This is a genomic window from Citrobacter sp. CRE-46 (assembly GCF_059615875.1).
Genome location: NZ_CM184341.1, coordinates 1,041,558 through 1,066,419, shown reverse-complemented (window position 1 = coordinate 1,066,419; position 24,862 = coordinate 1,041,558). Strand labels below are relative to the sequence as shown.

Sequence of the window (24,862 nt, the reverse complement as noted above, 5' to 3'; positions counted from 1 at the left end):
TAATTTTGTGTCTTCCTGATTGTATTGCTATTTCATAATTCAACTATCTGAGTTATTTCCCTATTGCAGATAAGAAACCCACAGGAATATTTTTTGAGAGCGTGCTACGCACTGGCTTACGCCCTACTACCGATAAATGTCAGTTATTTTTACCGAACAATTGAAAAACCGTAATTTTGTTTCCTTGGCAGCGCCGCTGAGTGCCCGCAGCACTCATTCGCTGAAGTAGAAAGGATTTTTCCGAAGGGTCCCGGCGTGAGCCGTAGTCAGCAAACGGGTAAATCATGTATTTGTGTTCGCTTTCCCGATCAACTCAGCCTCTTGTTTTTTTGCGCGAAGCGTATTTGTGCTGACAGCTAAGCCCATTTGTATGAACTTCTGCGCGAAGCGTATTTGTAATGACAGTTAACCTCAGCTCTATGAACTCGTGCGCGAAGCGTATTTATACTTACAGAAAACACTTTAGTAATGTTCTGAAGCCCAATGGCGCAACAAACTGTTGCGCTGGCTTCACTTAAGAAATGATATTATGTAAGAAAGACAAAAATAAAAGTTTAATTATCAGGCACACCAAGGCCTTGAGTATCGTTCTAATGCAAAACTGTGGTTTCTTATTTCTTTATCACTCTTTTATCTTGCAGTTTAGAATCGAAAATTAATCAATAAAATCATATAATTACACAGCCACTACTGTTATTAATATCAGCACTAAAAATTATCAATCACATAACTGGTGATGGTGAAATTTAGCACCCCTTGTTTTAAATTTTACAACCTATTATCTCCACCAAATAACACACGCAAAATTTCAAAGTAAATATAATTGAAATAATATAACCAACCCCGTTGACAAATAAATTAAATATGCCATATCTGTAATCACAACAATAAAAAGGAGCCATCATGTCAATCACAAGCGTTGTATTAACTAAAGAACAAAAGTCCATTATTGCAGAAGCATTAGAGGTTATGCCTGAAGATCTGGAAGAAATAAAGATTAAAGCAAACAGCTATAAAAAAACGTCATTCAGGGACGATTTCTCAATGGTCTTCAAAGGCAATATGGCCACACTCGCCAGGATGGATTTGACGCCCACAGCATTTAGAATTGTTCTTTATTTCTTTTCAACCATTGATTATGGGAATATTATTCCTGACTTTTCACAGTCTCGTACTGCCAGAGAGCTTGGACTGAATAAATCAAATGTTTCACGTGCATTCAAAGAATTATTTGTGCGTAAGATACTGATCCGTGACACCATAGACAATCAGGTATACCTGAATTCAAATTTGTGCGTTAAGGGAATTCCTCGTCGTTTCAATGAAGATCTGATGGACAAATTCAAGAAATCCAGACTGGAGACAGAAGACTTTGCCAATTCGTTTAACTTTTATCGTGCAGGGTGTAAAACAAAACCGGTTAAAAATCCCAAAAGAAGATATCCTGCAGACGGTATTCCATTTGATTAAAATAATAAATAATGCTGTTGAACAATTTATACTTCCGCAAATGACTATTTCCCAATACAAATTCAATTTTATATTGGGAATGAAATTAATCATAAAATATCATTAAGTATATGACGTTCTTGTTCAATTTCACATGATTTAACCATCCCACTTAGTACACTAACAAAAACGTCATTCCATTTCTGACGCTCTCTCGAAGCATGCCAGTTCTCAAACAATACTTTCTCAAGAGAGATCCAAATAACTTCTGCGCGAGAGGTATTTAATAGCTCCTTGAATACTTCGTCAGATATAGTAAGGGCATGAGAATAAATTTTATTATCAATAGTCCAGAAAGGCTCTGGCTTGGTAAAATCAGCCAAAGAAGCAAAAGCCAACCCACGGACCTGTGCTGCTTCCATTGTGCTGTTCACTTTATGATTATCCCGCCAGGTTTTTAAATCACCCAACAGATAATTTACGCGTTGATTTCTTGCTTTGCTATCTTCTGCCTGGTATTGAATATAAGTAGGGCCATTACCAGTCTGGCGATAACGAGCCAATGTTTTGACACTTACACCAAGATAAAGGGCCGAAACTTCAGCACTCAGGGTTGCATCATCTGGCATACTACCAAATAGCCGCCATACTTCGGCGTATTCCCTTAAAGTATCAATAGTACTCATTCCTTGTTCTCCTGATTTTCTGGCAATGGTGGGTACTTCGCCGAAGCCAAAAGTGTATTATACAATTCTGGTGACGTCATCAGCATATGAAGCTCAATCAGTTGAAGAGCCTCAAATACCCGCTCTTTATCAGGCTCAGCATATCTTTCAGTAGGGTCTGTGGTATTACGGTGGTTAAGCAATCTTTTCACTACTGCATACGAAGTAAGCCCTTCTGCAACTCGACCAAAGGTTCTTCGTAGATCGTGCATTCCCAGCTTCATTATTCCAGCATCCTGACAGATATACTCTCGCAAGCTTTTACTATCAGAATAGTGCCCAACCTTGCTTCGTGACGAACGAGCCGGAAAAACCCATTTGCGTTTATCTGTCCGTATTTCGGTGTCGTTGACGATATCTCGCCGGTCTTCCAGAATTCGCTTTGTCGCATCGCAGATTGGAAGCTCATGATCATTACGATTCTTCGTGTCGTAAAAGCGAATCACTCGATATTCGAGATCGACATAGCTGGTCGTTCTAGCCTCTTCTTGAGTCAGAGCCTCTCGCCAGCACAGTGCTGCTGTTTCTTCCTTCCTGGCTCCAGTCAGAATGGTCAGCAACAGATAATCACAACCCAAGCGATTAAAACTTCGCTTATTGTGTAATGCAGTTAAGAACCGTCCCAAAGTATCTTTTGGGGACAATGGATTTCGAACGCCCTTGGCACGATAGCTATCTTCCAGCTCAGATCGTGTTCTGAACTTCTTCTGTACCTTTAAAATTGAAAAAGGATTATAGGACAACGAAGGTTGTCGTTGCTGTGTCTGAGCATTACCAGCCTCAATTTCAATTGCATGTTTAACCGCAACATTAGCCCAACGAAATGTTTGCTCCGCTGCTGTTCTCGCTCTTGAAGCAATTTCGTCAAACTTCCGAAGGATTTCATTACCAGTGAGATCCTTGATTCGAAGGTTTTGCCACTCTTTCAACCGATTCTCAGCTTTGTCTAACACATTGAGAGTGTTTGGTTTAGCAGGTTTGGTTCTGCCAAGTAAGTGACTCCTGTATTGGGCAAAAGCTTCACTCACGGTCAATTCAGCCAGATCGAGTTCCCTTTTAATCTTGTTGGGATTTCTCTTTGTTGCAATCATTGTCTGAACCAACTGCCGAGCTGCCTCACGGGCCTGATCAATACTTGGAAAATCAGACACATTTCCAACCTTTACTTTCAAGACAGAGCTTGGCTTCTTACCCTCACTGACATTACGATCTGACGAAGCTACTCTTCGCTGGATTACATAGGTTTTTTTCGTCAAACTGACCTTCACACCGAAGCCAACAGGCGAATCTCGATGATCGTCAAAAACTATGTAAGGTTTTTGGTCAGGGTTAGCATCGAAAACGACTTTTCCAGAGCTACTGAGCTCAGGCTTAACATTGATACTTAACTTGTTGATAATAAAAGCCTGATTGAGAGTTGTTTTCAAAGTATCACCACCATTTGTAGCCCAGAGAAGGAGTAAAACCAATCTATCACGTCTTGGGCTACAAGTGAGCTACAAATTTATGGGTTTATGTGGGTTTGAAAGGGTTTTACTTGGGGCCACATGAGCACTTGAAAGAATTAAAAAACGAGTAATATCAATATGAATGAGTCTATTGACAAGGATCTATCAGACCACACGCCGATGATGCAGCAGTATCTCAAGCTGAAAGCTCAGCACCCGGAAATACTGCTGTTTTACCGCATGGGCGACTTTTATGAACTGTTTTATGACGATGCGAAACGCGCGTCTCAGCTGCTTGATATCTCCCTGACTAAGCGCGGCGCATCCGCAGGCGAGCCCATCCCAATGGCGGGTATTCCCCACCATGCGGTAGAAAACTACCTTGCCAAGCTGGTCAATCAAGGGGAATCCGTCGCTATTTGCGAACAGATTGGCGATCCGGCCACCAGCAAAGGACCGGTGGAGCGTAAAGTTGTGCGCATCGTTACGCCCGGCACCATCAGTGATGAAGCGCTGTTACAGGAGCGCCAGGACAACCTGCTGGCCGCCGTCTGGCAGGACAGCAAAGGCTACGGCTATGCCACGCTGGACATCAGCTCCGGGCGTTTTCGCGTTAGCGAGCCTGCCGACCGCGAGACCATGGCCGCCGAACTGCAGCGTACTAACCCGGCTGAACTGCTGTATGCCGAAGATTTTGCAGAAACCTCACTGATTGAAGGGCGTCGCGGCCTGCGCCGCCGTCCGCTGTGGGAATTTGAAATTGATACTGCCCGTCAGCAGTTAAATCTGCAGTTTGGCACACGAGACCTGATTGGCTTTGGCGTTGAGAACGCCCCGCGCGGATTATGCGCTGCTGGCTGCCTGCTGCAATATGTGAAAGATACCCAGCGTACCTCACTGCCGCATATTCGTTCCATCACCATGGAGCGTCAGCAGGACAGCATCATTATGGATGCCGCCACCCGCCGCAATCTGGAGATCACCCAGAACCTGGCTGGCGGCGTTGAAAACACATTGGCTTCGGTACTCGACTGCACCGTAACACCGATGGGCAGCCGTATGCTCAAGCGCTGGCTGCATATGCCGGTCCGCGACACCAAAATCCTCACTGAACGCCAACAAACCATCGGCGCGCTACAGGATATCACCAGCGAATTGCAACCCGTGCTGCGTCAGGTGGGCGATCTGGAACGCATTCTGGCGCGTCTCGCTCTGCGTACCGCGCGCCCGCGCGATCTGGCCCGCATGCGCCACGCTTTCCAGCAACTCCCAGAACTACGCGCGCAACTGGAAAACGTAGACAGCGCCCCGGTGCAGATGCTGCGTGAGAAAATGGGGGAGTTTGCGGAGCTGCGTGAACTGCTGGAACGCGCCGTCGTGGAAGCTCCACCGGTGCTGGTACGCGACGGCGGCGTCATCGCGTCTGGCTATAACGAAGAGCTGGACGAGTGGCGAGCGCTGGCCGATGGCGCAACCGACTATCTCGACAGACTGGAGATCCGCGAGCGCGAACGCACGGGTCTTGATACGCTGAAAGTCGGATTCAACGCCGTTCACGGATACTACATTCAGATCAGTCGTGGGCAGAGCCATCTGGCGCCAATTAATTACGTGCGTCGCCAGACGTTGAAAAACGCTGAACGCTACATTATTCCAGAACTGAAAGAGTATGAAGACAAAGTTTTGACCTCCAAAGGTAAGGCGCTGGCACTGGAAAAACAGCTATACGACGAGCTGTTCGATATGCTGCTGCCGCATCTGGCTGATTTACAACAGAGCGCCAGCGCGCTGGCTGAACTGGACGTCCTGGTCAACCTCGCAGAACGTGCTTATACGTTGAATTACACCTGTCCGATCTTCACCGATAAACCCGGCATTCGCATTACCGAGGGCCGTCACCCGGTGGTGGAGCAGGTACTGACAGAGCCGTTTATCGCCAACCCGCTCAACCTTTCCCCACAGCGCCGGATGCTGATCATCACCGGGCCGAACATGGGGGGGAAAAGTACCTATATGCGCCAGACCGCATTGATTGCGCTGCTGGCGTATATCGGCAGCTATGTCCCGGCACAAAAAGTCGAGATAGGGCCTATCGACCGTATATTTACCCGCGTTGGCGCGGCGGATGATCTGGCATCAGGTCGTTCCACCTTCATGGTTGAGATGACCGAAACCGCCAACATTCTGCATAACGCTACCGAAAACAGCCTGGTGCTGATGGATGAGATTGGACGCGGCACTTCAACCTACGACGGCCTGTCGCTGGCATGGGCGTGCGCAGAAAATCTGGCGAATAAAATCAAAGCATTAACATTGTTCGCCACCCACTACTTCGAACTGACTCAGTTACCGGAGAAGATGGAAGGCGTCGCGAATGTACATCTGGACGCGTTAGAGCATGGCGATACCATCGCCTTTATGCACAGCGTACAGGATGGCGCGGCGAGCAAGAGCTATGGCCTGGCGGTAGCAGCCCTGGCAGGTGTGCCGAAAGAGGTCATAAAACGTGCGCGGCAAAAACTGCGCGAACTGGAAAGCATCGCGCCGAATGTTGCCGCAACCCAGGTCGATGGTACACAGATGTCGCTGCTTTCGGTTGCGGAAGAAACATCTCCCGCCGTTGAAGCGCTGGAAAATCTCGACCCGGATTCACTCACGCCTCGCCAGGCACTGGAATGGATCTATCGGTTAAAAAGTCTGGTGTAACGCCGTTGTGCCGGGTACGGTTTCGCCGCACCCGGCATTTTTTGATTAACGCTTATCTTCCGCCAGCAGCGGCGGGATACTTGGCACCATTGGCGCATCGTCGATATCTTTCTGCGTCATGCGAAACGCTTGCGGATAATGCTCGCGGCTGGTACGGCGTAGCGGCTCGGTATTACGCCAGGTGTACAGACAATGCTGGCATTGATATACGGTCCAGACACCTTTTACCGGCGAGTTCGCCATCACTTCAATATGTTCATCGGCACAACGTGGACAAATCATCTGCTACTCCTTATTTACGGTTGGCCAGCATGGCGGTCAGCTTTTCAGCCCAGGCTTTTGTTTCCGGTAAATCACATACCGGTTGGCTGTAATGACCTCGGTTATCCGGTGCAACCGGTGTCGTGGCATCGATGATGAGCTTGTCGGTAATCCCCGCCGGACTGGAACCGGGATCAAGTTCCAGCACCGACATATTCGGCAGTTGCACCAGATCGCCCGCCGGATTGACCTTCGAGGAGAGCGCCCACATCACCTGCGGCAGGTTGAACGGGTCAACGTCTTCATCAACCATAATCACCATCTTCACGTAACCCAGGCCGTGCGGCGTGGTCATAGCACGCAGTCCCACCGCGCGGGCAAAGCCGCCGTAGCGTTTTTTGGTGGAAATAATCGCCAGCAGTCCGTGGGTGTACATGGCGTTCACCGCCTGCACTTCCGGGAATTCGGCTTTCAATTGTTGATAAAGCGGTACGCAGGTCGCCGGGCCCATCAGGTAGTCGATTTCGGTCCACGGCATACCGAGATAGAGTGATTCAAAAATCGGTTTGCTGCGATAAGAGACTTTATCGATACGCACCACGGTCATATTGCGTCCACCGGAATAGTGGCCGGTAAACTCGCCAAACGGACCTTCGATTTCGCGTTTACGGCTTTCAATGACCCCTTCGAGGATCACTTCAGAGCCCCACGGCACGTCAAAACCGGTGAGCGGCGCGGTAGCGATCGGGTACGGGCTTTCACGCAGCGCTCCCGCCATCTCGTATTCAGACTGATCGTATTTCAGCGGCGTGGCGCCCATCAAAGTGATGATGGGATCATTACCCAGCGTGATGGCAATCGGCAAATCTTCACCGCGCTCTTCCGCTTTATGCAGGTGCAGCGCGATATCATGCATTGGCACCGGTTGCAGACCGAGCTTACGTTTGCCCTTCACTTCCATGCGGTAGATGCCGACGTTCTGTTTGCCGAAGTTGTCCCGATCCAGCGGATCGCGCGACACCACGCAGGCTTTATCCAGGTAGAAACCGCCGTCGCCATCGTTCAGGCGAAACAGCGGCAGAATGTCGAAAAGATTAATATCTTCGCCGTCGACGGTATTTTCAGCCCATGCCGGGTTCGCACGACGTTCCGGGGCAACCGGAAATTTATCCCAGCGACGGATAAACTCATCAATTTGTTTTTTCACCGGGGTATTTGGTGGCAGACCTAAAGAGATGGCGTGATTCTGCCATGAACCGATGGTGTTCATCGCCACGCGGGCATCGGTAAAACCGCGAATATTGTCAAACCACAGCGCAGGCGCGCCATCACCAATACGCCCGGTCGCATTGGCCGCCGCCGCCAGATCCGGCTCGGCGTTAACTTCCTCACTGATTTTCAGCAATTGTCCCTGGTCGTCCAGCGCCTGCAAAAAGCTGCGCAAATCATCAAATGCCATTATTCGTTCTCCTGTGCAAAATTCTGCGCCTGTCGTAATCCCTGCCAACGACGGGCGTTAGGGTGTTCAAGCCCAAACTGGTCGAGCACACGCGCGACAATGTGCTGGGTGATGTCATCGACCGTTTGCGGATGGTTGTAAAACGCGGGCATTGGCGGGACCATCGCCACGCCCATGCGGGAAAGCGCGAGCATGTTTTCCAGATGGATGGTGCTGAGCGGCATTTCACGCGGTACCAGCACCAGTTTGCGCCCTTCTTTCAGCACCACGTCTGCGGCGCGCCCCACCAGCCCTTCCGCGTAACCTGCGCGAATACCGGCCAGCGTTTTCATGCTGCAGGGGATAATGATCATGCCGTCAGTACGAAACGATCCGGAGGAGATGGTCGCGGCCTGGTCCGCGGGGTTGTGGCAATAGTCTGCCAGTGTGGATACATCGCGGACGCTGTACGGCGTTTCCAGCTCAATGGTCGTTTTTGCCCATTTCGACAGCACCAGATGGGTTTCCACACCCGGCATTTCCCGCAGCGCCTGCAGTAGCGACACGCCGAGCGGTGCGCCGGTAGCCCCCGTCATTCCTACGATCAGTCTCATTCAATTCCTCAATTTGTTCGTGTACGAACGTTTTGATTAAAATACTCCCACAATTCATTGTGGGCAAGGCCACCGCGCACGGATAGCTAAAACAGCGATGGTTAAAAAAGGAGGCGTAACCCGCTATGATAGAGACTGACCGATATCCCGGAGCTCTCATGCCGTTACGCAATAAAGCATTTCATCTTTTACGTCAGCTTTTTCAGCAGCATACGGCTCGCTGGCAACATGAGTTACCAGAGCTAACCAAACCGCAGTACGCGGTGATGCGCGCCATTGCCGAACAGCCCGGCATTGAACAGGTCGCCCTGATGGAGGCAGCGGTCTGCACCAAAGCCACACTTGCGGAAATGCTGAGCCGGATGGAAAAGCGTGGGCTGGTCAGGCGGGATCACGACCCTGCGGATAAGCGTCGGCGGTTTGTTTATTTGACTGCGCAAGGAGAAGCATTATTGGCCAGCGCAACCCCGGTAGGAGATCGCGTGGATGATGAGTTTCTGGGCAGACTGAGCGAGGAAGAGCGCAAACAGTTTACTCAACTGGTGCGTAAGATGATGGGATAATCGTTCGGATGGCGGTTTTGGGTGATGTCTTTGTAGGCCCGATAAGCAAAGCGCCATCGGACAATATGTGCCGACCAATAAGCGGTAGCGCTAAAGAAAAAGGCCAGTCTCGATGAGACTGGCCTTTCTTGATGGAACTTGTGCTTACTCGCGGAACAGCGCTTCGATATTCAGCCCCTGAGTCTGCAGAATTTCGCGCAGACGACGCAGGCCTTCAACCTGAATCTGACGAACACGTTCACGCGTGAGACCGATTTCGCGGCCCACATCTTCCAGTGTCGCAGCTTCATACCCCAGCAGACCGAAACGACGTGCCAGCACTTCACGCTGTTTGGCGTTCAGTTCGAACAGCCATTTGACGATGCTCTGTTTCATATCATCGTCTTGCGTGGTGTCTTCCGGGCCGTTTTCTTTTTCATCGGCCAGGATGTCCAGCAACGCTTTTTCGGAATCGCCACCCAGCGGGGTGTCTACCGAGGTAATGCGCTCGTTGAGTCGGAGCATACGGCTGACGTCATCAACCGGTTTATCCAGTTGTTCAGCAATCTCTTCTGCGCTCGGTTCATGGTCCAGTTTATGCGACAACTCACGCGCGGTACGCAGATAGACGTTCAGCTCTTTTACAATATGAATCGGCAGTCGGATCGTACGGGTTTGGTTCATAATAGCCCGTTCGATCGTCTGACGGATCCACCACGTTGCGTATGTTGAGAAGCGGAACCCGCGTTCCGGGTCAAACTTCTCGACGGCACGGATAAGCCCCAGATTGCCCTCTTCAATCAGGTCCAGCAATGCCAGACCGCGATTGCCATAACGGCGAGCAATTTTCACCACCAGACGCAGGTTACTTTCAATCATGCGGCGGCGAGAGGCGACATCTCCACGCAGTGCGCGACGCGCAAAATAAACTTCTTCTTCGGCTGTTAACAGTGGTGAATAACCAATCTCACCAAGGTAAAGCTGAGTCGCGTCCAACACACGCTGTGTGGCCCCCTGCGATAACAGCTCTTCTTCAGCCAGGTCGTTATCACTGGGTTCCTCTTCACTCAAGGCTTTCTCATCAAAAGCCTCTACTCCGTTCTCATCAAATTCCGCATCTTCATTTAAATCATGAACTTTCAGCGTATTCTGACTCATAAAGGTGGCTCCTACCCGTGATCCCTAACGGAACTAGCAAGTGAAAGCCTGGTTCCGCCGAATTATCGCTGCGGCAAGTAACGCAGCGGGTTTACGGATTTCCCCTTGTAACGAATTTCAAAATGCAAGCGTGTTGAACTGGTTCCGGTACTACCCATGGTAGCTATTTTCTGCCCCGCCTTGATTTCTTGTTGTTCCCGGACCAGCATTGTATCGTTATGGGCGTAGGCGCTCAGGTAATCATCGTTATGTTTGATGATAATAAGATTACCGTAACCACGCAGCGCGTTACCGGCATAAACGACGCGTCCATCTGCGGTCGCGACAATAGCCTGTCCTTTGCTGCCTGCAATGTCGATCCCTTTATTGCCACCTTCGGTAGCCGCAAAGTTTTCGATCACTTTGCCGTCAGTTGGCCAGCGCCAGGTAGAGATTGGCGCGCTGGTCGACTTTGAGCTTGCAGTTGTTTCGGTTGTGCTAACTGCTGGAGCCGTTACTGGCGCTGTGACAACTGTCCCAGCAGGCTTGTTGTTCGGCAACATTTTGTTAGCACTTTGTTCACCTGAATCCTCAGAATACGTAATTGTTGGTTTCGAAGCAACAGCAACGGTGGAATTTTGTGCAGGGTTGGTCACAACTCCTTGCTGTGCTGCATCCGCCTGGGTGATGGCATTCCCACCGGTAATCGGTGTACCCGAGGCGTTGCCCACTTGCAGAGTTTGCCCGACATTCAGGCTATACGGGGCCGGAACGTTATTGCGCTGTGCGAGGTCACGGAAATCGTTCCCGGTAATCCAGGCAATATAGAAAAGTGTGTCGCCTTTCTTGACAGTATAGGTGCTGCCGCCCGTGTAGCTACCTTTCGGAATATTCCCATACTTACGGTTGTACACGATACGACCGTTTTCCATCTGTACAGGCTGTTCTGCAACAGGTTGAATTTGCGTTGGTTGCGTAGTCGGAGTCTGCACCGGTTGGATCTGTGGCGTCTGTTGTACTGTCGACGTCGAGCCCATTTTTGGCGGAGGCGTAATCAGCATGCCGGAACTGGTGTTCGTGGATGCACCGCCGTCAACCGAGCTGACCGGCGCTGGTGGATTCGAGGTGTTTGAACAACCTGCCAGCCATAATGAAACCAGTGACAATGCCGCAATACGGCGAATGGTAAATTTGTGGCTTCCCGCGCTCATTTATCCCCCAGGAAAATTTGGTTAAAACCCGTAACGTAATCACCGTGCAAAAGCATCGACACGATACGCTGACTAATTCCAGAATATCCAGGAAAACTCCAGGTATTCAGAGCCAGTGTCTACGCAAGCTCCCCTTTTACTAAGGGAACAAAACGTACGGCCTCCACGGTATCAATAATAAATTCGCCTCCCCGACGACGCACCCGCTTCAGGAACTGGTGCTCATCGCCCACGGGTAAGACGAGAATACCGCCTTCATCCAGCTGCATCATCAGCGCAGTTGGGATCTCCGGCGGAGCTGCCGTTACAATGATAGCGTCAAACGGGGCTCGCGCTTGCCAGCCCTGCCATCCATCACCGTGACGGGTAGAAACATTGTGTAAATCCAGCTGTTTCAGGCGACGACGCGCCTGCCATTGCAGGCCTTTAATACGCTCAACGGAGCATACATGCTGCACCAGATGCGCCAGAATCGCCGTCTGGTAGCCGGAGCCAGTGCCAATTTCCAGCACCCGCGATTGCGGTGTTAGCTCAAGCAGCTCAGTCATGCGTGCAACCATATAAGGCTGCGAAATCGTCTGCCCCTGACCAATCGGCAAGGCAATATTGTCCCAGGCCTTATGTTCAAACGCCTCATCAATGAATTTCTCACGCGGCACGGCGGCGAGTGCATCCAGGACATGCTCATCTCGGATGCCCTGCGCACGTAATTGTTCAAGAAGAGTATGTACGCGTCTGCTTACCATTGCGTGTCGACTCCCACGCTGTCCAACCAGCTCGAAACCACCTCATGCGCGCCGTAGGCGGTTAAATCGACATGCAGCGGCGTGATGGAAACATAGCCTTCATCGACGGCGGCAAAATCGGTATCCGGCCCGGCGTCGCATTTTTCCCCCGGCGGCCCAATCCAGTACAACGTATTTCCGCGCGGATCCTGCTGTGGAATAACCTGATCCGCCGGATGGCGGCTGCCGCAGCGGGTGACGCGGATGCCTTTAATCTGATCCAGCGGTAGATCCGGAACGTTGATATTTAAAATACGCCCGGTGCGCAGCGGTTCACGACTCAGCGCCCGTAAGATACGACAGGTTACTGCCGCAGCAGTATCGTAGTGCTTATGGCCATCAAGCGAGACAGCCAGCGCAGGGAACCCAAGGTGACGACCTTCCATTGCCGCCGCAACGGTACCGGAATAGATGACATCATCCCCGAGATTAGGACCTGCGTTAATACCAGAAACGACAATGTCCGGACGCGGACGCATTAACGCGTTCACGCCCAGATAGACGCAGTCGGTGGGCGTACCCATTTGTACGGCGATATCGCCGTTATCATAGGTAAACGTGCGAAGTGAAGATTCCAGCGTCAGCGAGTTAGACGCGCCACTGCGGTTACGATCCGGGGCAACCACCTGTACGTCAGCAAACTCACGCAGGGCTTTCGCCAGCGTTTGTATACCGGGTGCATGGACCCCATCATCGTTACTCAGCAATATACGCATAATCACCCATTGTGTTAATAAGTTCCCTTACTACACTGGTGGCGAAGCTACCTGCCGGTAGCCAGAAGCGTAACTCAACGGTTACGTCATCCCACCAGTTCCAGCTTAATTGTTGTGGATACAGCAACATAGCGCGTCGCGATGCCTCGACTTTCTCGCGCAATAGCAGAGACTGCAGCACGGTTTCATCCGCAACAGCGCTTTCTTCAAACACCAGCGCGTCGCGCTGAGTTCCCCACTCACCGCTACCCGGTAATGCCGCTGTAATCATCAATTCTTTGTCATCGACGCGACGCTGTAATTCAGTCTGTTCTTCCTGCGTGGCGACAAACCAGCTTCCGCGTCCCGACAATTGTAGCGCATCGCCGTCAACAACTTGATTAAAGTCTGTTTTTTTCAAGCGTTCACTGACGATCTGATTAAACAACGCGCTACGGGCCGCCGACAACCAAAAACTGCGTTTATTGCGATCGCGCACCGGCGCATCGCTTTGCGCCCAGCGCAGCGCCCCTTGCAGGTTGCTGCCGCCGATCCCAAAACGCTGAGCGCCAAAATAGTTCGGTACGCCGCGCGCGCTAATCGCCTGTAATCGCGCTTCAACATCATTTCGCTCGCTCACTTCACGCAGCACCAGCGTAAATTCGTTGCCTTTCAGCGCCCCTAAACGCAGCTTACGCTTGTGGCGCGCGTACTCCAGCACTTTACAGCCTTCGAGCTCAAATTTGCTTAAATCAGGCATTACATTGCCCGGCACGCGCGCGCACAGCCACTGTTCCGTGACCGCATGCTTATCTTTTTGCCCGGCAAAGCTCACTTCACGGGCGTGAATTTTCAGGAACTTCGCCAGCGCGTCAGCGACAAAACGGGTATTGCAGCCGTTTTTCAGGATGCGCACCAAAATGTGCTCGCCTTCGCCATCCGGTTCGAAGCCTAGATCTTCGACGACGACAAAGTCTTCCGGATTGGCTTTCAGGACGCCATGGCCCAGTGGTTTACCATGAAGATATGTCAGATTTTCAAACGCAGTCATTTCGTTGCCTTAATGAGTAACGCCACCGCTTCACAGGCAATCCCTTCCCCACGCCCGGTGAAACCGAGTTTTTCCGTGGTGGTCGCTTTCACGTTAACATCATCCATATGGCAGCCAAGATCTTCGGCAATAAATACGCGCATTTGCGGAATGTGCGGCAGCATCTTCGGCGCCTGAGCAATAATCGTCACATCCACATTACCAAGCGTATAGCCTTTCGCCTGAATACGCCGCCAGGCTTCACGCAATAATTCGCGGCTATCTGCACCTTTAAAGGCCGGGTCGGTATCCGGGAAGAGTTTACCGATGTCACCCAGCGCCGCCGCGCCCAGCAAGGCATCGGTTAGCGCATGTAACGCCACATCACCATCAGAATGCGCCAGCAGTCCTTTTTCATACGGGATGCGCACGCCGCCAATGATAATTGGGCCAACGCCGCCAAAAGCGTGTACGTCAAAACCGTGTCCGATTCGCATTATGCATTCTCCAAATGGATTGTTCGGGAGAGATAAAACTCCGCCAGCGCCAGGTCTTCCGGGCGGGTGACTTTGATGTTGTCAGCGCGTCCTTCGACCAGTTGCGGATGAAAGCCGCAATATTCCAGCGCCGAAGCTTCGTCCGTAATGGTTGCGCCTTCGTTGAGCGCACGGGTCAGGCAGTCGTGCAACAGCTCGCGAGGGAAAAACTGCGGCGTTAACGCATGCCATAAATCGGTACGATCGACCGTATGGGCAATGTCTGTACGGCCCGGTTCAGCGCGTTTCATCGTATCGCGTACGGGTGCCGCCAGGATCCCGCCAGTGCGGCTGGTTTCACTGATTGCCAGCAAACGTGCTAAGTCATCCTGATGCAGACACGGACGCGCGGCGTCATGCACCAGCACCCAACGCGCATCTCCTGCGGCTTGCAAACCGGCAAGGACAGAATCGGCACGTTCGTTGCCGCCATCCACTACGGTAATTTGCGGATGCGCGGCAAGTGGAAGTTGGGCAAAGCGGCTGTCGCCTGGGCTGATAGCGATGACGACTCGCGTCACCCGGGGATGGGCCAGTAGCGCATCAACCGAGTGTTCAAGAATGGTTTTATTGCCAATTGAGAGGTACTGCTTAGGACACTCTGTTTGCATTCGGCGGCCAAATCCGGCAGCCGGCACCACGGCGCAAACGTCCAATAAAGTGGCTGCCATGTTAGATCCCTGGACGATTTATCGATTGTTTTGCCCTGCAGTCTGGGCGCGTTTAGACGCGTCAGGCACCAGACGATAAAAAGTTTCGCCCGGCTTAGTCATGCTGAGTTCGTTGCGCGCGCGCTCCTCAATAGCCTCTTGTCCGCCATTGAGATCGTCAATTTCGGCAAAGAGCTGATCGTTACGCGCTTTAAGTTTCGCGTTTGTAGCCTGCTGCGCAGCAACATCATCGTTGACGCGACTATAGTCATGTATGCCGTTCTTACCGAACCACAGCGAATACTGTAGCCAGACTAATAAAGCCAGCAACAGCAGCGTAAGTTTACCCATCCTGCCCCCTGAAAAACGGCATTAACATCCCATAACTTCCGTAGACGACTTTACATCAACGGACGGGAATGCCGCGACAACGCGGGCAAATGTACCACATTTGCCCGTTGTTACGTATACCCCGTGTAAGGAGAACATAATCTCATTGTTGGTTACGGTTTGAATTATGACCAGACAGTGAACGACATCGGCGATCGTTTAAAACGCACTTAGCCTAGCCCAAAAGCCAAAAGAATAGCGCGCTAAACATTCCACCCACCACCAGTAGGGTGCTGGTAATGCTCAGCAGCAGCTTTCCTTTTAATAGCGAGTGCAGGGCAATACCCGCCACAATCGCCACGGGCAGCAACGCGAGGAAGAAAGGCCAGGTATAAAGGAAGAAAAACAGTGTGTTAGGGCCATACATCAGGCATGGGAACCCCAGCGCCAGCAGCCACGCTACAAAACCGACCACGGCCCCTGGTAGGGACCAGGTGGTTTCGTCGTCGGTAGCGAAGGTCTCTGACTCTGTAATAGTAATGTTATGGCTGTTACGCATATCTAATCCTGTGACCGTGACTGACCGGGCATGTAAGCTCGGGTGTCTCAGGATCTGATAATATCTCCCTGCCTCAGCAGGTCTAATAATTGGGGAACCAAATTTGTTACCAATTGTTCACCATCCAGATGAATCTCTGGCGATTCAGGCGCTTCGTATACCGAATCAATTCCGGTGAAATTGCGCAACTCCCCCGACCTGGCTTTTTTATACAGCCCTTTTGGGTCGCGCGCTTCGCACGTTGCTAATGGCGTATCGACAAAAACCTCAATAAAACGCCCTGCGCCAACGCGCTCGCGGACCATTTTTCGCTCGGCGCGATGCGGAGAGATAAAGGCGGTCAGAACTACCAGACCGGCATCCACCATCAGGTTAGCCACCTCGCCAACCCGACGGATATTCTCCTTACGATCGGCATCGCTAAACCCCAGATCGCTGCACAGGCCGTGACGCACGTTATCGCCATCCAGCAGATAAGTGCTGACGCCCAGCTTGTGCAACGCTTCTTCCAGCGCTCCCGCTACCGTAGATTTACCGGAGCCAGACAGTCCGGTAAACCACAGCACAACACCACGGTGACCGTGGCGTTGCTCCCGCTGTTGCGGTGTAACAGGATGGGCATGCCAGACGACGTTTTCGTCATGCAACGCCATTATTTGCCTCCCAGCAGATCGCGCGCACCCCAGTGTGGGAAGTGGCGACGCACCAGCGCATTCAGCTCCAGTTCAAACGCGCTGAACTGAGAAGCGGCGGCCTGCTCCTGGATGATAGGCTCACGCACCAACCCCGCGCCGACGGTGACATTAGTCAGGCGGTCAATAATAATCAACCCACCCGTAACCGGGTTCTGCTGATAGGTATCCAACACCAGCGGTTCATCAAACGTCAGATTAACCAGACCAATGCCGTTCAGCGGTAACGCGTCGACCTCACGCTGGGTCAGGTTGTTAATATCGACCTGGTACTGCACGGTATCCACGCGCGCGCGGGTCTTCTTGCCGGCAACTTTGATGTCGTAGCTCTGCCCCGGCGACAGCGGCTGTTCCGCCATCCACACCACATCAACGGCAGCACTTTGTACCGCTGGCAACGCTTCACCTGCATCCAGCAGCAGGTCGCCCCGGCTGATATCAATCTCATCTTTCAGCACCAGGGTGATCGCTTCACCGGCATGCGCTTGCTGTAAATCACCATCAAAGGTAACGATCCGCGCCACGCTCGACTCAACGCCGGACGGTAACACCTTGACGCGTTGCCCTACCTGCACGCGACCGGAGGCCAGCGTTCCGGCATAACCACGAAAATCCAGATTTGGTCGGTTCACATACTGCACCGGGAAACGCATCGGCTGGGTATCGACAATGCGCTGGATCTCAACGGTTTCCAGCACTTCGAGCAGCGTCGGGCCGCTGTACCATGGCATGCTGACGCTTGGCGAAGCCACGTTATCGCCTTCCAGCGCGGAGAGCGGCACAAAGCGGATATCCAGGTTGCCCGGCAGTTGTTCAGCAAACGTGAGATAGTCTTCGCGGATGCGGTTAAATGTCTCTTCGCTAAAGCTCACCAGATCCATTTTGTTGATCGCTACCACCAGGTGCTTGATCCCAAGCAGCGTGGAGATAAAGCTGTGACGACGGGTCTGATCAAGCACGCCTTTACGCGCATCGATCAACAGGATCGCCAGGTCGCAGGTCGACGCACCGGTCGCCATGTTGCGGGTGTACTGTTCGTGACCGGGGGTATCCGCAATAATAAATTTGCGCTTCTCGGTGGAGAAATAACGATAAGCCACGTCGATGGTGATGCCCTGCTCGCGCTCGGCCTGCAAGCCGTCAACCAATAGCGCCAGATCGAGTTTTTCGCCCTGGGTGCCGTGGCGTTTACTGTCGTTATGCAGCGATGAGAGCTGATCTTCATAGATCTGCCGGGTATCATGCAGCAAGCGACCAATCAGGGTACTTTTCCCGTCATCCACGCTACCGCAGGTTAAAAAACGCAGCAGGCTTTTGTGTTGCTGAGCAACCATCCAGGCTTCAACGCCGCCTTCATTAGCAATTTGTTGTGCAAGTGTCGTATTCATGGCGGCTCCTTAGAAATACCCCTGACGTTTCTTCAGCTCCATGGAGCCCGCCTGGTCGCGGTCAATCACGCGGCCCTGACGTTCACTGGTGGTTGAGACCAGCATCTCTTCAATAATTTCCGGCAGCGTCTGCGCGTTAGACTCCACCGCGCCGGTCAGCGGCCAGCAGCCAAGCGTGCGGAAACGCACCATGCGCTTTTTAATCACTTCGCCGGGTTGCAGATCGATTCTGTCGTCATCAATCATCATCAACATACCATCGCGCTCCAGTACCGGACGCTCAGCCGCCAGGTACAGCGGTACGATGTCGATATTTTCCAACCAGATGTACTGCCAGATATCCTGTTCGGTCCAGTTAGAGAGCGGGAATACGCGAATGCTTTCGCCTTTGTTAATTTGTCCGTTGTAGTTGTGCCACAGTTCCGGACGCTGATTTTTCGGGTCCCAGCGATGGAAGCGATCGCGGAAGGAGTAAATGCGCTCTTTGGCGCGCGATTTCTCCTCATCACGGCGTGCGCCGCCGAACGCGGCGTCAAAACCGTATTTGTTCAGCGCCTGCTTAAGCCCTTCGGTTTTCATAATATCGGTATGCTTGGCGCTGCCGTGGACAAAGGGGTTGATGCCCATCGCCACCCCTTCCGGGTTTTTATGCACCAGCAGTTCGCAGCCGTAGGCTTTCGCCGTACGGTCACGAAATTCATACATCTCGCTAAATTTCCAACCGGTATCAACGTGCAGCAAGGGGAACGGCAGCGTGCCAGGATAAAACGCTTTGCGCGCCAGATGCAGCATTACGCTGGAATCTTTGCCGATGGAATACATCATCACCGGATTAGAAAACTCGGCGGCCACCTCACGAATGATATGGATGCTTTCCGCTTCCAGTTGCCGCAGGTGGGTAAGTCGTTTTTGATCCATAACCGTTCCTATGTAATGCCGTTATTTTGCTAACGATGCTCAGATAACCTGACTATAGGGAGGGCAAGGAGGCGAATGAAATTACGAATTGGAATGAGTAGTTCCTCAAAGGAATAACGATCTGGAAAAGCAAATATCAAAAAGTGCTTAAGCCACCGGATTTCGGGCATTTAGGAGCAAATGAAATTGTTTTACCGCGATCACGGTTTCATACTAGCGGCTAAAAATTTCTGCTTGGTATTTAAGGACTCACTATGTTTTCCGCATTGCGCCACCTGACTACCGCCCTGGCGCTCGGCGCGTGCTTTATCCTTCCCGCACAGGCAACATCTTCGAAGCCCGGAGATATCGCAAATACCCAGGCACGCTACATCGCCACATTCTTCCCAGGCCGTGTGACGGGTTCTCCGGCAGAAATGTTATCTGCTGATTATATACGTCAGCAATTTCAGCAGATGGGCTATAGCAGTGATATTCGGACGTTTAACAGCCGCTATATTTATACCGCCAAAGATAATCGTAAAAACTGGCATAACGTAACGGGCAGTACCGTCATTGCAGCCCATGAAGGCAAAGCGCCACAGCAGATTATTATCATGGCGCACCTCGACACCTACGCTGCGCAAAGCGACGCCGATTCCGATGCCAATCTGGGTGGATTAACCCTACAGGGTATCGACGACAACGCCGCAGGGGTGGGCGTGATGCTGGAGCTGGCTGAACGACTCAAAAATGTGCCGACGCAGTACGGTATTCGCTTTATCGCCACCAGCGGTGAAGAGGAAGGCAAACTCGGCGCAGAGAACATCCTTAAGCGAATGAGCGCCGCCGAGAAGAAAAATACGCTGCTGGTTATCAACCTCGATAACCTGATCGTTGGCGATAAGCTCTATTTCAACAGCGGGAAAAGAACCCCGGAAGCCGTACGAAAACTGACGCGCGACCGGGCGCTGGTCATCGCACGCAGACGCGGTATTGTCGCCAGCACCAACCCCGGACTGAACAAAGACTATCCGAAAGGTACCGGCTGCTGTAACGACGCAGAGGTGTTCGATAACGCGGGAATTGCCGTCCTTTCCGTTGAAGCGACCAACTGGAGCCTGGGCAAGAAAGATGGCTATCAACAACGCGCCAAAAGCCCTTCATTCCCGGATGGCAACAGCTGGCACGATGTGCGTCTGGATAACCAACAGCATATCGATAAAGCGTTACCGGGCCGGATAGAGCACCGCAGCCGCGACGTGGTACGCATCATGCTGCCGCTGGTAAAAGAGCTGGCGAAGGCAGGGTAATCCTGAAAAAAAAAGAGCCCCGGTAATGCATAACGCTTACCGAGGCTCATATTACCCTTCGTGCAGCCCGCATTCGCGCTTCAGCCCGAAGAAGCGCGTCTCTTCTTCCGCCATGCCCGGCTCCCATTTGCGGGTAGTATGCGTATCCCCCACCGACAGATAGCCCTGGTCCCACAGCGGGTGATATTTCAGCCCGTGCTTTTGCAGATACTGGTAAACGGTACGGTTATCCCAGTCGATGATCGGCAGCACTTTAAACACGCCGCGCTGAATTGCCAGTACCGGCAAATGCGCCCGGCTGCCTGACTGCTCGCGGCGCAGGCCCGCAAACCAGGTCTGTGCTTTCAGCTCTTTTAGCGCCCGGTTCATCGGCTCGACTTTGTTGATGTCATTGTATTTCTCAATGCCCTCAACGCCCTGCTCCCACAGTTTGCCATAGCGTGCTTCCTGCCAGGCAGCACTCTCCTTCGCCCGATAGACTTGCAGATTCAGCTTGAGTTTGTCCGTTAACTCGTCAATAAACTGGTAGGTTTCCGGGAACAGATAGCCGGTATCGGTCAGAATTACCGGGATATCCGGGCGGATCTGATTCACCAGATGCAGACTTACTGCGGCCTGAATACCAAAGCTGGAAGAAAGCACATATTCTCCCGGCAAATTCTCCAGTGCCCACGCCACGCGGCCTTCGGCGTCCAGCTTTTCCAGTTGGCTGTTAGTTTCCGCCAGCGCCATAACGCGTTCAACTTTTGACAGGTCGTTCAGAGCATTTAGATCGAGTACTGACATGATTACCTCATCTTATGCCTGATGGCGCTACGCTTATCAGGCCTACAAAACCGTCGCGTCACCAGGCAAAGGGAACTTATTCCCAGAAATCACGCGCTGGATCGAGCACCGGGCGAATGATGCCCGCACGCACCGTAAAATCGCCGAAGCCTTCACCCGCTTCACGCTCTTTCGCCCAGCGCCCAACCAGCTCGTCAATGGAATCGAGAATTTCCGGTTCCGTAATGTTTTCGCGATACATGCGTGGAATACGTGTTCCCATGCGGTTGCCGCCCAGATGCACGTTGTAACGCCCCGGGGCTTTGCCCACCAGACCCAGCTCCGCCAGCATCGCGCGGCCACAGCCGTTCGGGCAGCCGGTCACGCGCATCACGATATGCTCGTCAGGAATGCCGTGTTTTTCCAGAATCGCTTCCACTTTGTCCGTAAACGACGGCAGGAAACGCTCAGCTTCCGCCATCGCCAGCGGACAGGTCGGGAACGACACGCAGGCCATCGAGTTTTCACGCTGCGGTTTCACCGCATTCATCAACCCGTGGTCGCGCGCCAGTTTCTCGATCTTCGCTTTCTGGCTTTCCGGCACGCTGGCAATAATCAGGTTCTGGTTAGCGGTGATGCGGAAATCGCCTTTGTGGATCTTCGCGATCTCCAGTAAACCGGTTTTCAGCGGACGTCCAGGATAATCCAGGATACGACCGTTTTCGATAAACAGCGTCAGGTGCCAGTTGTTGTCGATCCCTTTCACCCAACCGATGCGATCGCCACGACCGGTAAATTCATACGGGCGGATCGGCTCAAACTTGATCCCCGCGCGGCGCTCAACCTCTTCCTTGAAGGTGTCGATACCGACGCGCTCCAGGGTATATTTGGTTTTCGCGTTTTTACGGTCGGTACGGTTACCCCAGTCACGCTGAGTCGTCACCACCGCTTCGGCCACGGCCAGGGTATGCTCCAGCGGCAGGAAGCCGAACTCGCTTGCCGTACGCGCGTAGGTTTTCTTATTACCGTGCTCAATAGACAGACCGCCGCCAACCAGCAGGTTAAAGCCCACCAGCTTGCCGTTTTCGGCAATCGCCACGAAGTTCATGTCGTTGGCGTGCAGATCGATATCGTTCTGCGGCGGGATCACCACCGTGGTTTTAAATTTACGCGGCAGATAGGTTGCGCCGAGGATCGGTTCTTCGTCGGTGGTGGCGACCTTCTCCTGATCGAGCCAGATCTCCGCATAGGCGCGGGTGCGCGGCAGCAGATGTTCAGAGATCTTTTTCGCCCACTCGTAGGCCTCGGCGTGCAGCTCGGACTCATACGGGTTGGAGGTGCACAGCACGTTACGGTTCATGTCGTTGGCGGTCGCCAGCGCGTCCAGCCCGACGGAGTGCAACATCTGATGCACCGGCTTGACGTTCTTCTTCAGAATGCCGTGGAACTGGAAGGTCTGACGGTTGGTCAGACGGATGCTGCCGTAAATCGTGTTGTCAGCGGCGAATTTATCGATGGCCTTCCACTGGGTGGTGGTGATCACCCCGCCCGGCAGACGACAGCGCAGCAACATCGCATGGCGCGGCTCCAGCTTCTGCTCGGCGCGCTCGGCGCGAATGTCGCGATCATCCTGCTGGTACATGCCGTGGAAACGAATCAGCAGGAAATTATCGCCGTGAAAACCGCCGGTCAGACCGTCATTCAGGTCTTCCGCGATGGTGCCGCGCAGGAAATTACTTTCACGCTTCATGCGCTCGGCGTCAGTCAGTTTGCCTTCGACCACTAAAGGCCCTGGGTGTTTTTCGCTCATTAGTAGACATCTCGCTGATAACGGCGCTCAACGCGCAGCTCACTTAAAAATTCATCCGCCGCTTCGATGTCCATTGCACCGAACTCAGCAATCACTTCCAGCAACGCCTGCTCAACGTCTTTCGCCATGCGATTAGCGTCGCCGCAGACATAAATGTGGGCACCGTCATTAATCCAGCGCCACAGCTCTGCGCCCTGTTCGCGCAGTTTGTCTTGTACGTAGATTTTTTCTTTTTGATCGCGTGACCAGGCCAGATCGATACGGTTCAGCACGCCTTCTTTTACGTAGCGCTGCCACTCGACCTGGTAGAGGAAGTCTTCGGTGAAATGCGGGTTACCGAAGAACAGCCAGTTCTTGCCTTCCGCACCGTCGGCGGCGCGCTGCTGCATAAAGGCGCGGAACGGCGCGATACCGGTGCCCGGACCAATCATAATCACCGGGGTCTGCGGGTTAGCCGGCAGGCGGAAGTTGTCGTTGTGCTCAATGAACACGCGCACTTCGCCCTCTTCTTCCACGCGGTCGGCGAGGAAGCTGGAAGCACCACCGGCGCGAGCACGGCCTTCGATGTCGTAGCGCACGACGCCGACGGTCACGTGCACTTCGCTTTCAACTTCCGCCTGTGAAGAGGCGATAGAGTACAGGCGCGGCGTCAGTGGACGCAGCAGGCCGATTAATGCTTCGGCATCAAGCTGTGCCGGGGAGAAACGCACCATATCGACGATTGGCGTGGTAGCCGCATACTGCTGAAGCTGGGCTTTATCGCCCACCAGCGGCAGTAGCGATTCACTGCGCGTCAGCGTGGCGTAGTTTTCCACGATATTCGCGGTGTTGACCGTCAGCTCAAAATGCCACTCCAGCGCTTCGGCCAGCGGCAGGATTTTTCCTTCGACCGTGACCGGTTCATCCCCTTTCAGCCACAGCAGTTCAACCAGCTCTTTCACCAGAGCCGGATCGTTCTGATACCACACGCCCAGCGCGTCGCCCGGCTGATAACGCAGACCGGAATCACCGAGATCGATTTCGATATGGCGGACATCTTTTTCCGAGTTACGACCGGTAATTTTCTGGTTCACCGACAAGGATGCCGTCAGCGGCGCTTCTTTGGTGTATGGGCTGGTATGTACTTCATTTACCGCACCGCTCGCTGCAACTTGTACAGACGGTGCTGCAGGCGCACGCGCTTTCAGTACATCAACCAACCGGGCGCGCCACTGCGCGGCAGCGGCCTGATATTCGACGTCGGCATCTACGCGATCGAGCAGACGTTCACCGCCCAGCTCAGCCAGCTTGCTGTCGAAATCTTTACCGGCCTGACAGAAAAATTCGTAAGAGGTATCGCCGAGAGCAAACACGGCGAAAGCGGTGTTATCGAGTTTCGGCGCTTTTTTCGAGAACAGGAATTTATGTAACGCCACAGCTTCTTCCGCTGGTTCTCCTTCTCCCTGAGTCGATGCCACCACAACCAGCAACTTTTCATTGGCGATTTGTTTGAATTTGTAGTCGCCGGCATTGATCAGAGCGACATTGAGCTTCGCGGCAATCAGATCATCGCGCAGGGCTTCCGCCACACGACGCGCATTGCCGGTTTGCGAGGCGGAGATAAGCGTAATCCCCGGCATTTCGGCAACAGGCGCAGGAGCCGCTGCATTCGCCCCCGGCTGCTGATTCAGCACGCCCCAAAAATAACCAGAAACCCACGCAAGCTGCGCGGGAGTGAAATCGGTCGTGGCCGCCTGAAGGCGAGCCAGTTGCTCCGGGTTTAGCGGTAGCAGAGCGGAAGGTGGGGCCTGTGTCGTCATGCGTTGTCATGTTCCAGTAAGCAAAGCTGTTTTTCGTGCCCAAATGGCACCAAAAAAAGAAATGAAAATACTCTAAATAATT

General features: G+C 52.7%; 24 protein-coding genes. 4 read left to right on the top strand and 20 right to left on the bottom strand.

The features are described from left to right. Window positions 1-903 precede the first annotated feature (903 nt). Window positions 904-1,470, top strand: a complete 567-nt coding sequence (locus AC534G_RS05110) for a hypothetical protein (protein WP_032720475.1) — start codon at window positions 904-906, stop codon at window positions 1,468-1,470. A gap of 89 nt (window positions 1,471-1,559) precedes the next feature. On the opposite strand, the gene AC534G_RS05105 is transcribed toward AC534G_RS05110, so the two are convergent. Continuing rightward, window positions 1,560-2,135 (bottom strand): hypothetical protein, encoded by a 576-nt coding sequence (locus tag AC534G_RS05105; RefSeq protein WP_032720477.1) that lies wholly within the window; start codon window positions 2,133-2,135, stop codon window positions 1,560-1,562. After that, on the bottom strand, window positions 2,132-3,601 hold the full coding sequence (locus tag AC534G_RS05100; RefSeq protein WP_135692679.1) for a tyrosine-type recombinase/integrase: 1,470 nt from the start codon (window positions 3,599-3,601) through the stop codon (window positions 2,132-2,134). Before AC534G_RS05100 ends, AC534G_RS05105 begins: the two co-directional genes overlap by 4 nt. A 159-nt stretch (window positions 3,602-3,760) precedes the next feature. Between AC534G_RS05100 and mutS the strand changes: the two genes are divergently transcribed. Then, entirely contained in the window at window positions 3,761-6,328 is a 2,568-nt protein-coding gene (gene mutS, locus AC534G_RS05095) for a DNA mismatch repair protein MutS (RefSeq protein WP_496594510.1), read from the top strand. Between the two features lie 45 nt (window positions 6,329-6,373). Here the strand turns inward: mutS and AC534G_RS05090 are convergent, their stop codons facing one another. Genes AC534G_RS05090 through AC534G_RS05080 form a run of 3 tightly spaced genes read right to left on the bottom strand, consistent with a single transcriptional unit; the run spans window position 6,374 to window position 8,641 of the window. Then, entirely contained in the window at window positions 6,374-6,610 is a 237-nt protein-coding gene (locus tag AC534G_RS05090) for a non-oxidative hydroxyarylic acid decarboxylases subunit D (protein ID WP_038633131.1), read from the bottom strand. Between the two features lie 10 nt (window positions 6,611-6,620). Next, window positions 6,621-8,048 carry a non-oxidative hydroxyarylic acid decarboxylases subunit C gene (locus AC534G_RS05085; protein ID WP_038633134.1) on the bottom strand — a complete coding sequence of 476 codons (1,428 nt, stop codon included), beginning with the start codon at window positions 8,046-8,048 and terminating at the stop codon, window positions 6,621-6,623. Further along, window positions 8,048-8,641, bottom strand: coding sequence for a non-oxidative hydroxyarylic acid decarboxylases subunit B (locus AC534G_RS05080; RefSeq protein ID WP_085048826.1), 594 nt, complete (start codon window positions 8,639-8,641; stop codon window positions 8,048-8,050). The genes AC534G_RS05085 and AC534G_RS05080 overlap by 1 nt, the downstream gene beginning before the upstream one ends. A gap of 158 nt (window positions 8,642-8,799) precedes the next feature. Between AC534G_RS05080 and AC534G_RS05075 the strand changes: the two genes are divergently transcribed. Next, entirely contained in the window at window positions 8,800-9,204 is a 405-nt protein-coding gene (locus AC534G_RS05075; RefSeq protein WP_038633140.1) for a MarR family winged helix-turn-helix transcriptional regulator, read from the top strand. A 144-nt stretch (window positions 9,205-9,348) separates the two neighbouring features. On the opposite strand, the gene rpoS is transcribed toward AC534G_RS05075, so the two are convergent. From rpoS to cysD, 12 genes are all read right to left on the bottom strand, one after another. Next, window positions 9,349-10,341 carry an RNA polymerase sigma factor RpoS gene (rpoS, locus tag AC534G_RS05070; protein WP_000081498.1) on the bottom strand — a complete coding sequence of 331 codons (993 nt, stop codon included), beginning with the start codon at window positions 10,339-10,341 and terminating at the stop codon, window positions 9,349-9,351. 62 nt (window positions 10,342-10,403) lie between these two features. Beyond that, window positions 10,404-11,486: a murein hydrolase activator NlpD gene (gene nlpD / locus AC534G_RS05065; RefSeq protein ID WP_496594509.1), complete on the bottom strand. Its 1,083-nt coding sequence runs from the start codon at window positions 11,484-11,486 to the stop codon at window positions 10,404-10,406. Window positions 11,487-11,650: 164 nt separating this feature from the next. Beyond that, window positions 11,651-12,277, bottom strand: a complete 627-nt coding sequence (pcm, locus tag AC534G_RS05060; protein ID WP_038633150.1) for a protein-L-isoaspartate O-methyltransferase — start codon at window positions 12,275-12,277, stop codon at window positions 11,651-11,653. Continuing rightward, window positions 12,271-13,032: a 5'/3'-nucleotidase SurE gene (gene surE, locus AC534G_RS05055; protein ID WP_038633152.1), complete on the bottom strand. Its 762-nt coding sequence runs from the start codon at window positions 13,030-13,032 to the stop codon at window positions 12,271-12,273. Before surE ends, pcm begins: the two co-directional genes overlap by 7 nt. After that, on the bottom strand, window positions 13,013-14,062 hold the full coding sequence (truD, locus tag AC534G_RS05050; protein WP_199981026.1) for a tRNA pseudouridine(13) synthase TruD: 1,050 nt from the start codon (window positions 14,060-14,062) through the stop codon (window positions 13,013-13,015). The genes surE and truD overlap by 20 nt, the downstream gene beginning before the upstream one ends. Beyond that, the gene (gene ispF / locus AC534G_RS05045; RefSeq protein ID WP_003034167.1) at window positions 14,059-14,538 is read right to left on the bottom strand and encodes a 2-C-methyl-D-erythritol 2,4-cyclodiphosphate synthase; all 480 of its coding nucleotides are present in this window, start codon (window positions 14,536-14,538) and stop codon (window positions 14,059-14,061) included. The genes truD and ispF overlap by 4 nt, the downstream gene beginning before the upstream one ends. Then, on the bottom strand, window positions 14,538-15,248 hold the full coding sequence (gene ispD, locus AC534G_RS05040; RefSeq protein WP_038633159.1) for a 2-C-methyl-D-erythritol 4-phosphate cytidylyltransferase: 711 nt from the start codon (window positions 15,246-15,248) through the stop codon (window positions 14,538-14,540). Before ispD ends, ispF begins: the two co-directional genes overlap by 1 nt. A gap of 18 nt (window positions 15,249-15,266) precedes the next feature. Further along, the gene (gene ftsB / locus AC534G_RS05035; RefSeq protein ID WP_003034163.1) at window positions 15,267-15,578 is read right to left on the bottom strand and encodes a cell division protein FtsB; all 312 of its coding nucleotides are present in this window, start codon (window positions 15,576-15,578) and stop codon (window positions 15,267-15,269) included. A 214-nt stretch (window positions 15,579-15,792) separates the two neighbouring features. Beyond that, window positions 15,793-16,116 (bottom strand): DUF3561 family protein, encoded by a 324-nt coding sequence (locus tag AC534G_RS05030; protein ID WP_038633162.1) that lies wholly within the window; start codon window positions 16,114-16,116, stop codon window positions 15,793-15,795. Between the two features lie 47 nt (window positions 16,117-16,163). Beyond that, window positions 16,164-16,769: an adenylyl-sulfate kinase gene (gene cysC, locus AC534G_RS05025; RefSeq protein WP_069324554.1), complete on the bottom strand. Its 606-nt coding sequence runs from the start codon at window positions 16,767-16,769 to the stop codon at window positions 16,164-16,166. Then, window positions 16,769-18,196, bottom strand: a complete 1,428-nt coding sequence (gene cysN / locus AC534G_RS05020; RefSeq protein ID WP_069324553.1) for a sulfate adenylyltransferase subunit CysN — start codon at window positions 18,194-18,196, stop codon at window positions 16,769-16,771. The genes cysC and cysN overlap by 1 nt, the downstream gene beginning before the upstream one ends. 9 nt (window positions 18,197-18,205) lie before the next feature. Beyond that, window positions 18,206-19,114, bottom strand: coding sequence for a sulfate adenylyltransferase subunit CysD (gene cysD, locus AC534G_RS05015; protein WP_003034152.1), 909 nt, complete (start codon window positions 19,112-19,114; stop codon window positions 18,206-18,208). 254 nt (window positions 19,115-19,368) lie between these two features. On the opposite strand from cysD, the gene AC534G_RS05010 reads away from it, so the two are divergent. Beyond that, window positions 19,369-20,406, top strand: a complete 1,038-nt coding sequence (locus AC534G_RS05010) for an aminopeptidase (RefSeq protein ID WP_069324552.1) — start codon at window positions 19,369-19,371, stop codon at window positions 20,404-20,406. Window positions 20,407-20,457: 51 nt separating this feature from the next. Here the strand turns inward: AC534G_RS05010 and cysH are convergent, their stop codons facing one another. From cysH to cysJ, 3 genes are all read right to left on the bottom strand, one after another. Continuing rightward, the gene (cysH, locus tag AC534G_RS05005) at window positions 20,458-21,192 is read right to left on the bottom strand and encodes a phosphoadenosine phosphosulfate reductase (RefSeq protein ID WP_110497001.1); all 735 of its coding nucleotides are present in this window, start codon (window positions 21,190-21,192) and stop codon (window positions 20,458-20,460) included. Between the two features lie 76 nt (window positions 21,193-21,268). Next, entirely contained in the window at window positions 21,269-22,981 is a 1,713-nt protein-coding gene (cysI, locus tag AC534G_RS05000) for an assimilatory sulfite reductase (NADPH) hemoprotein subunit (protein ID WP_110496999.1), read from the bottom strand. Continuing rightward, window positions 22,981-24,780 carry an NADPH-dependent assimilatory sulfite reductase flavoprotein subunit gene (gene cysJ, locus AC534G_RS04995; protein WP_110496997.1) on the bottom strand — a complete coding sequence of 600 codons (1,800 nt, stop codon included), beginning with the start codon at window positions 24,778-24,780 and terminating at the stop codon, window positions 22,981-22,983. The genes cysI and cysJ overlap by 1 nt, the downstream gene beginning before the upstream one ends. Window positions 24,781-24,862 lie beyond the last annotated feature (82 nt).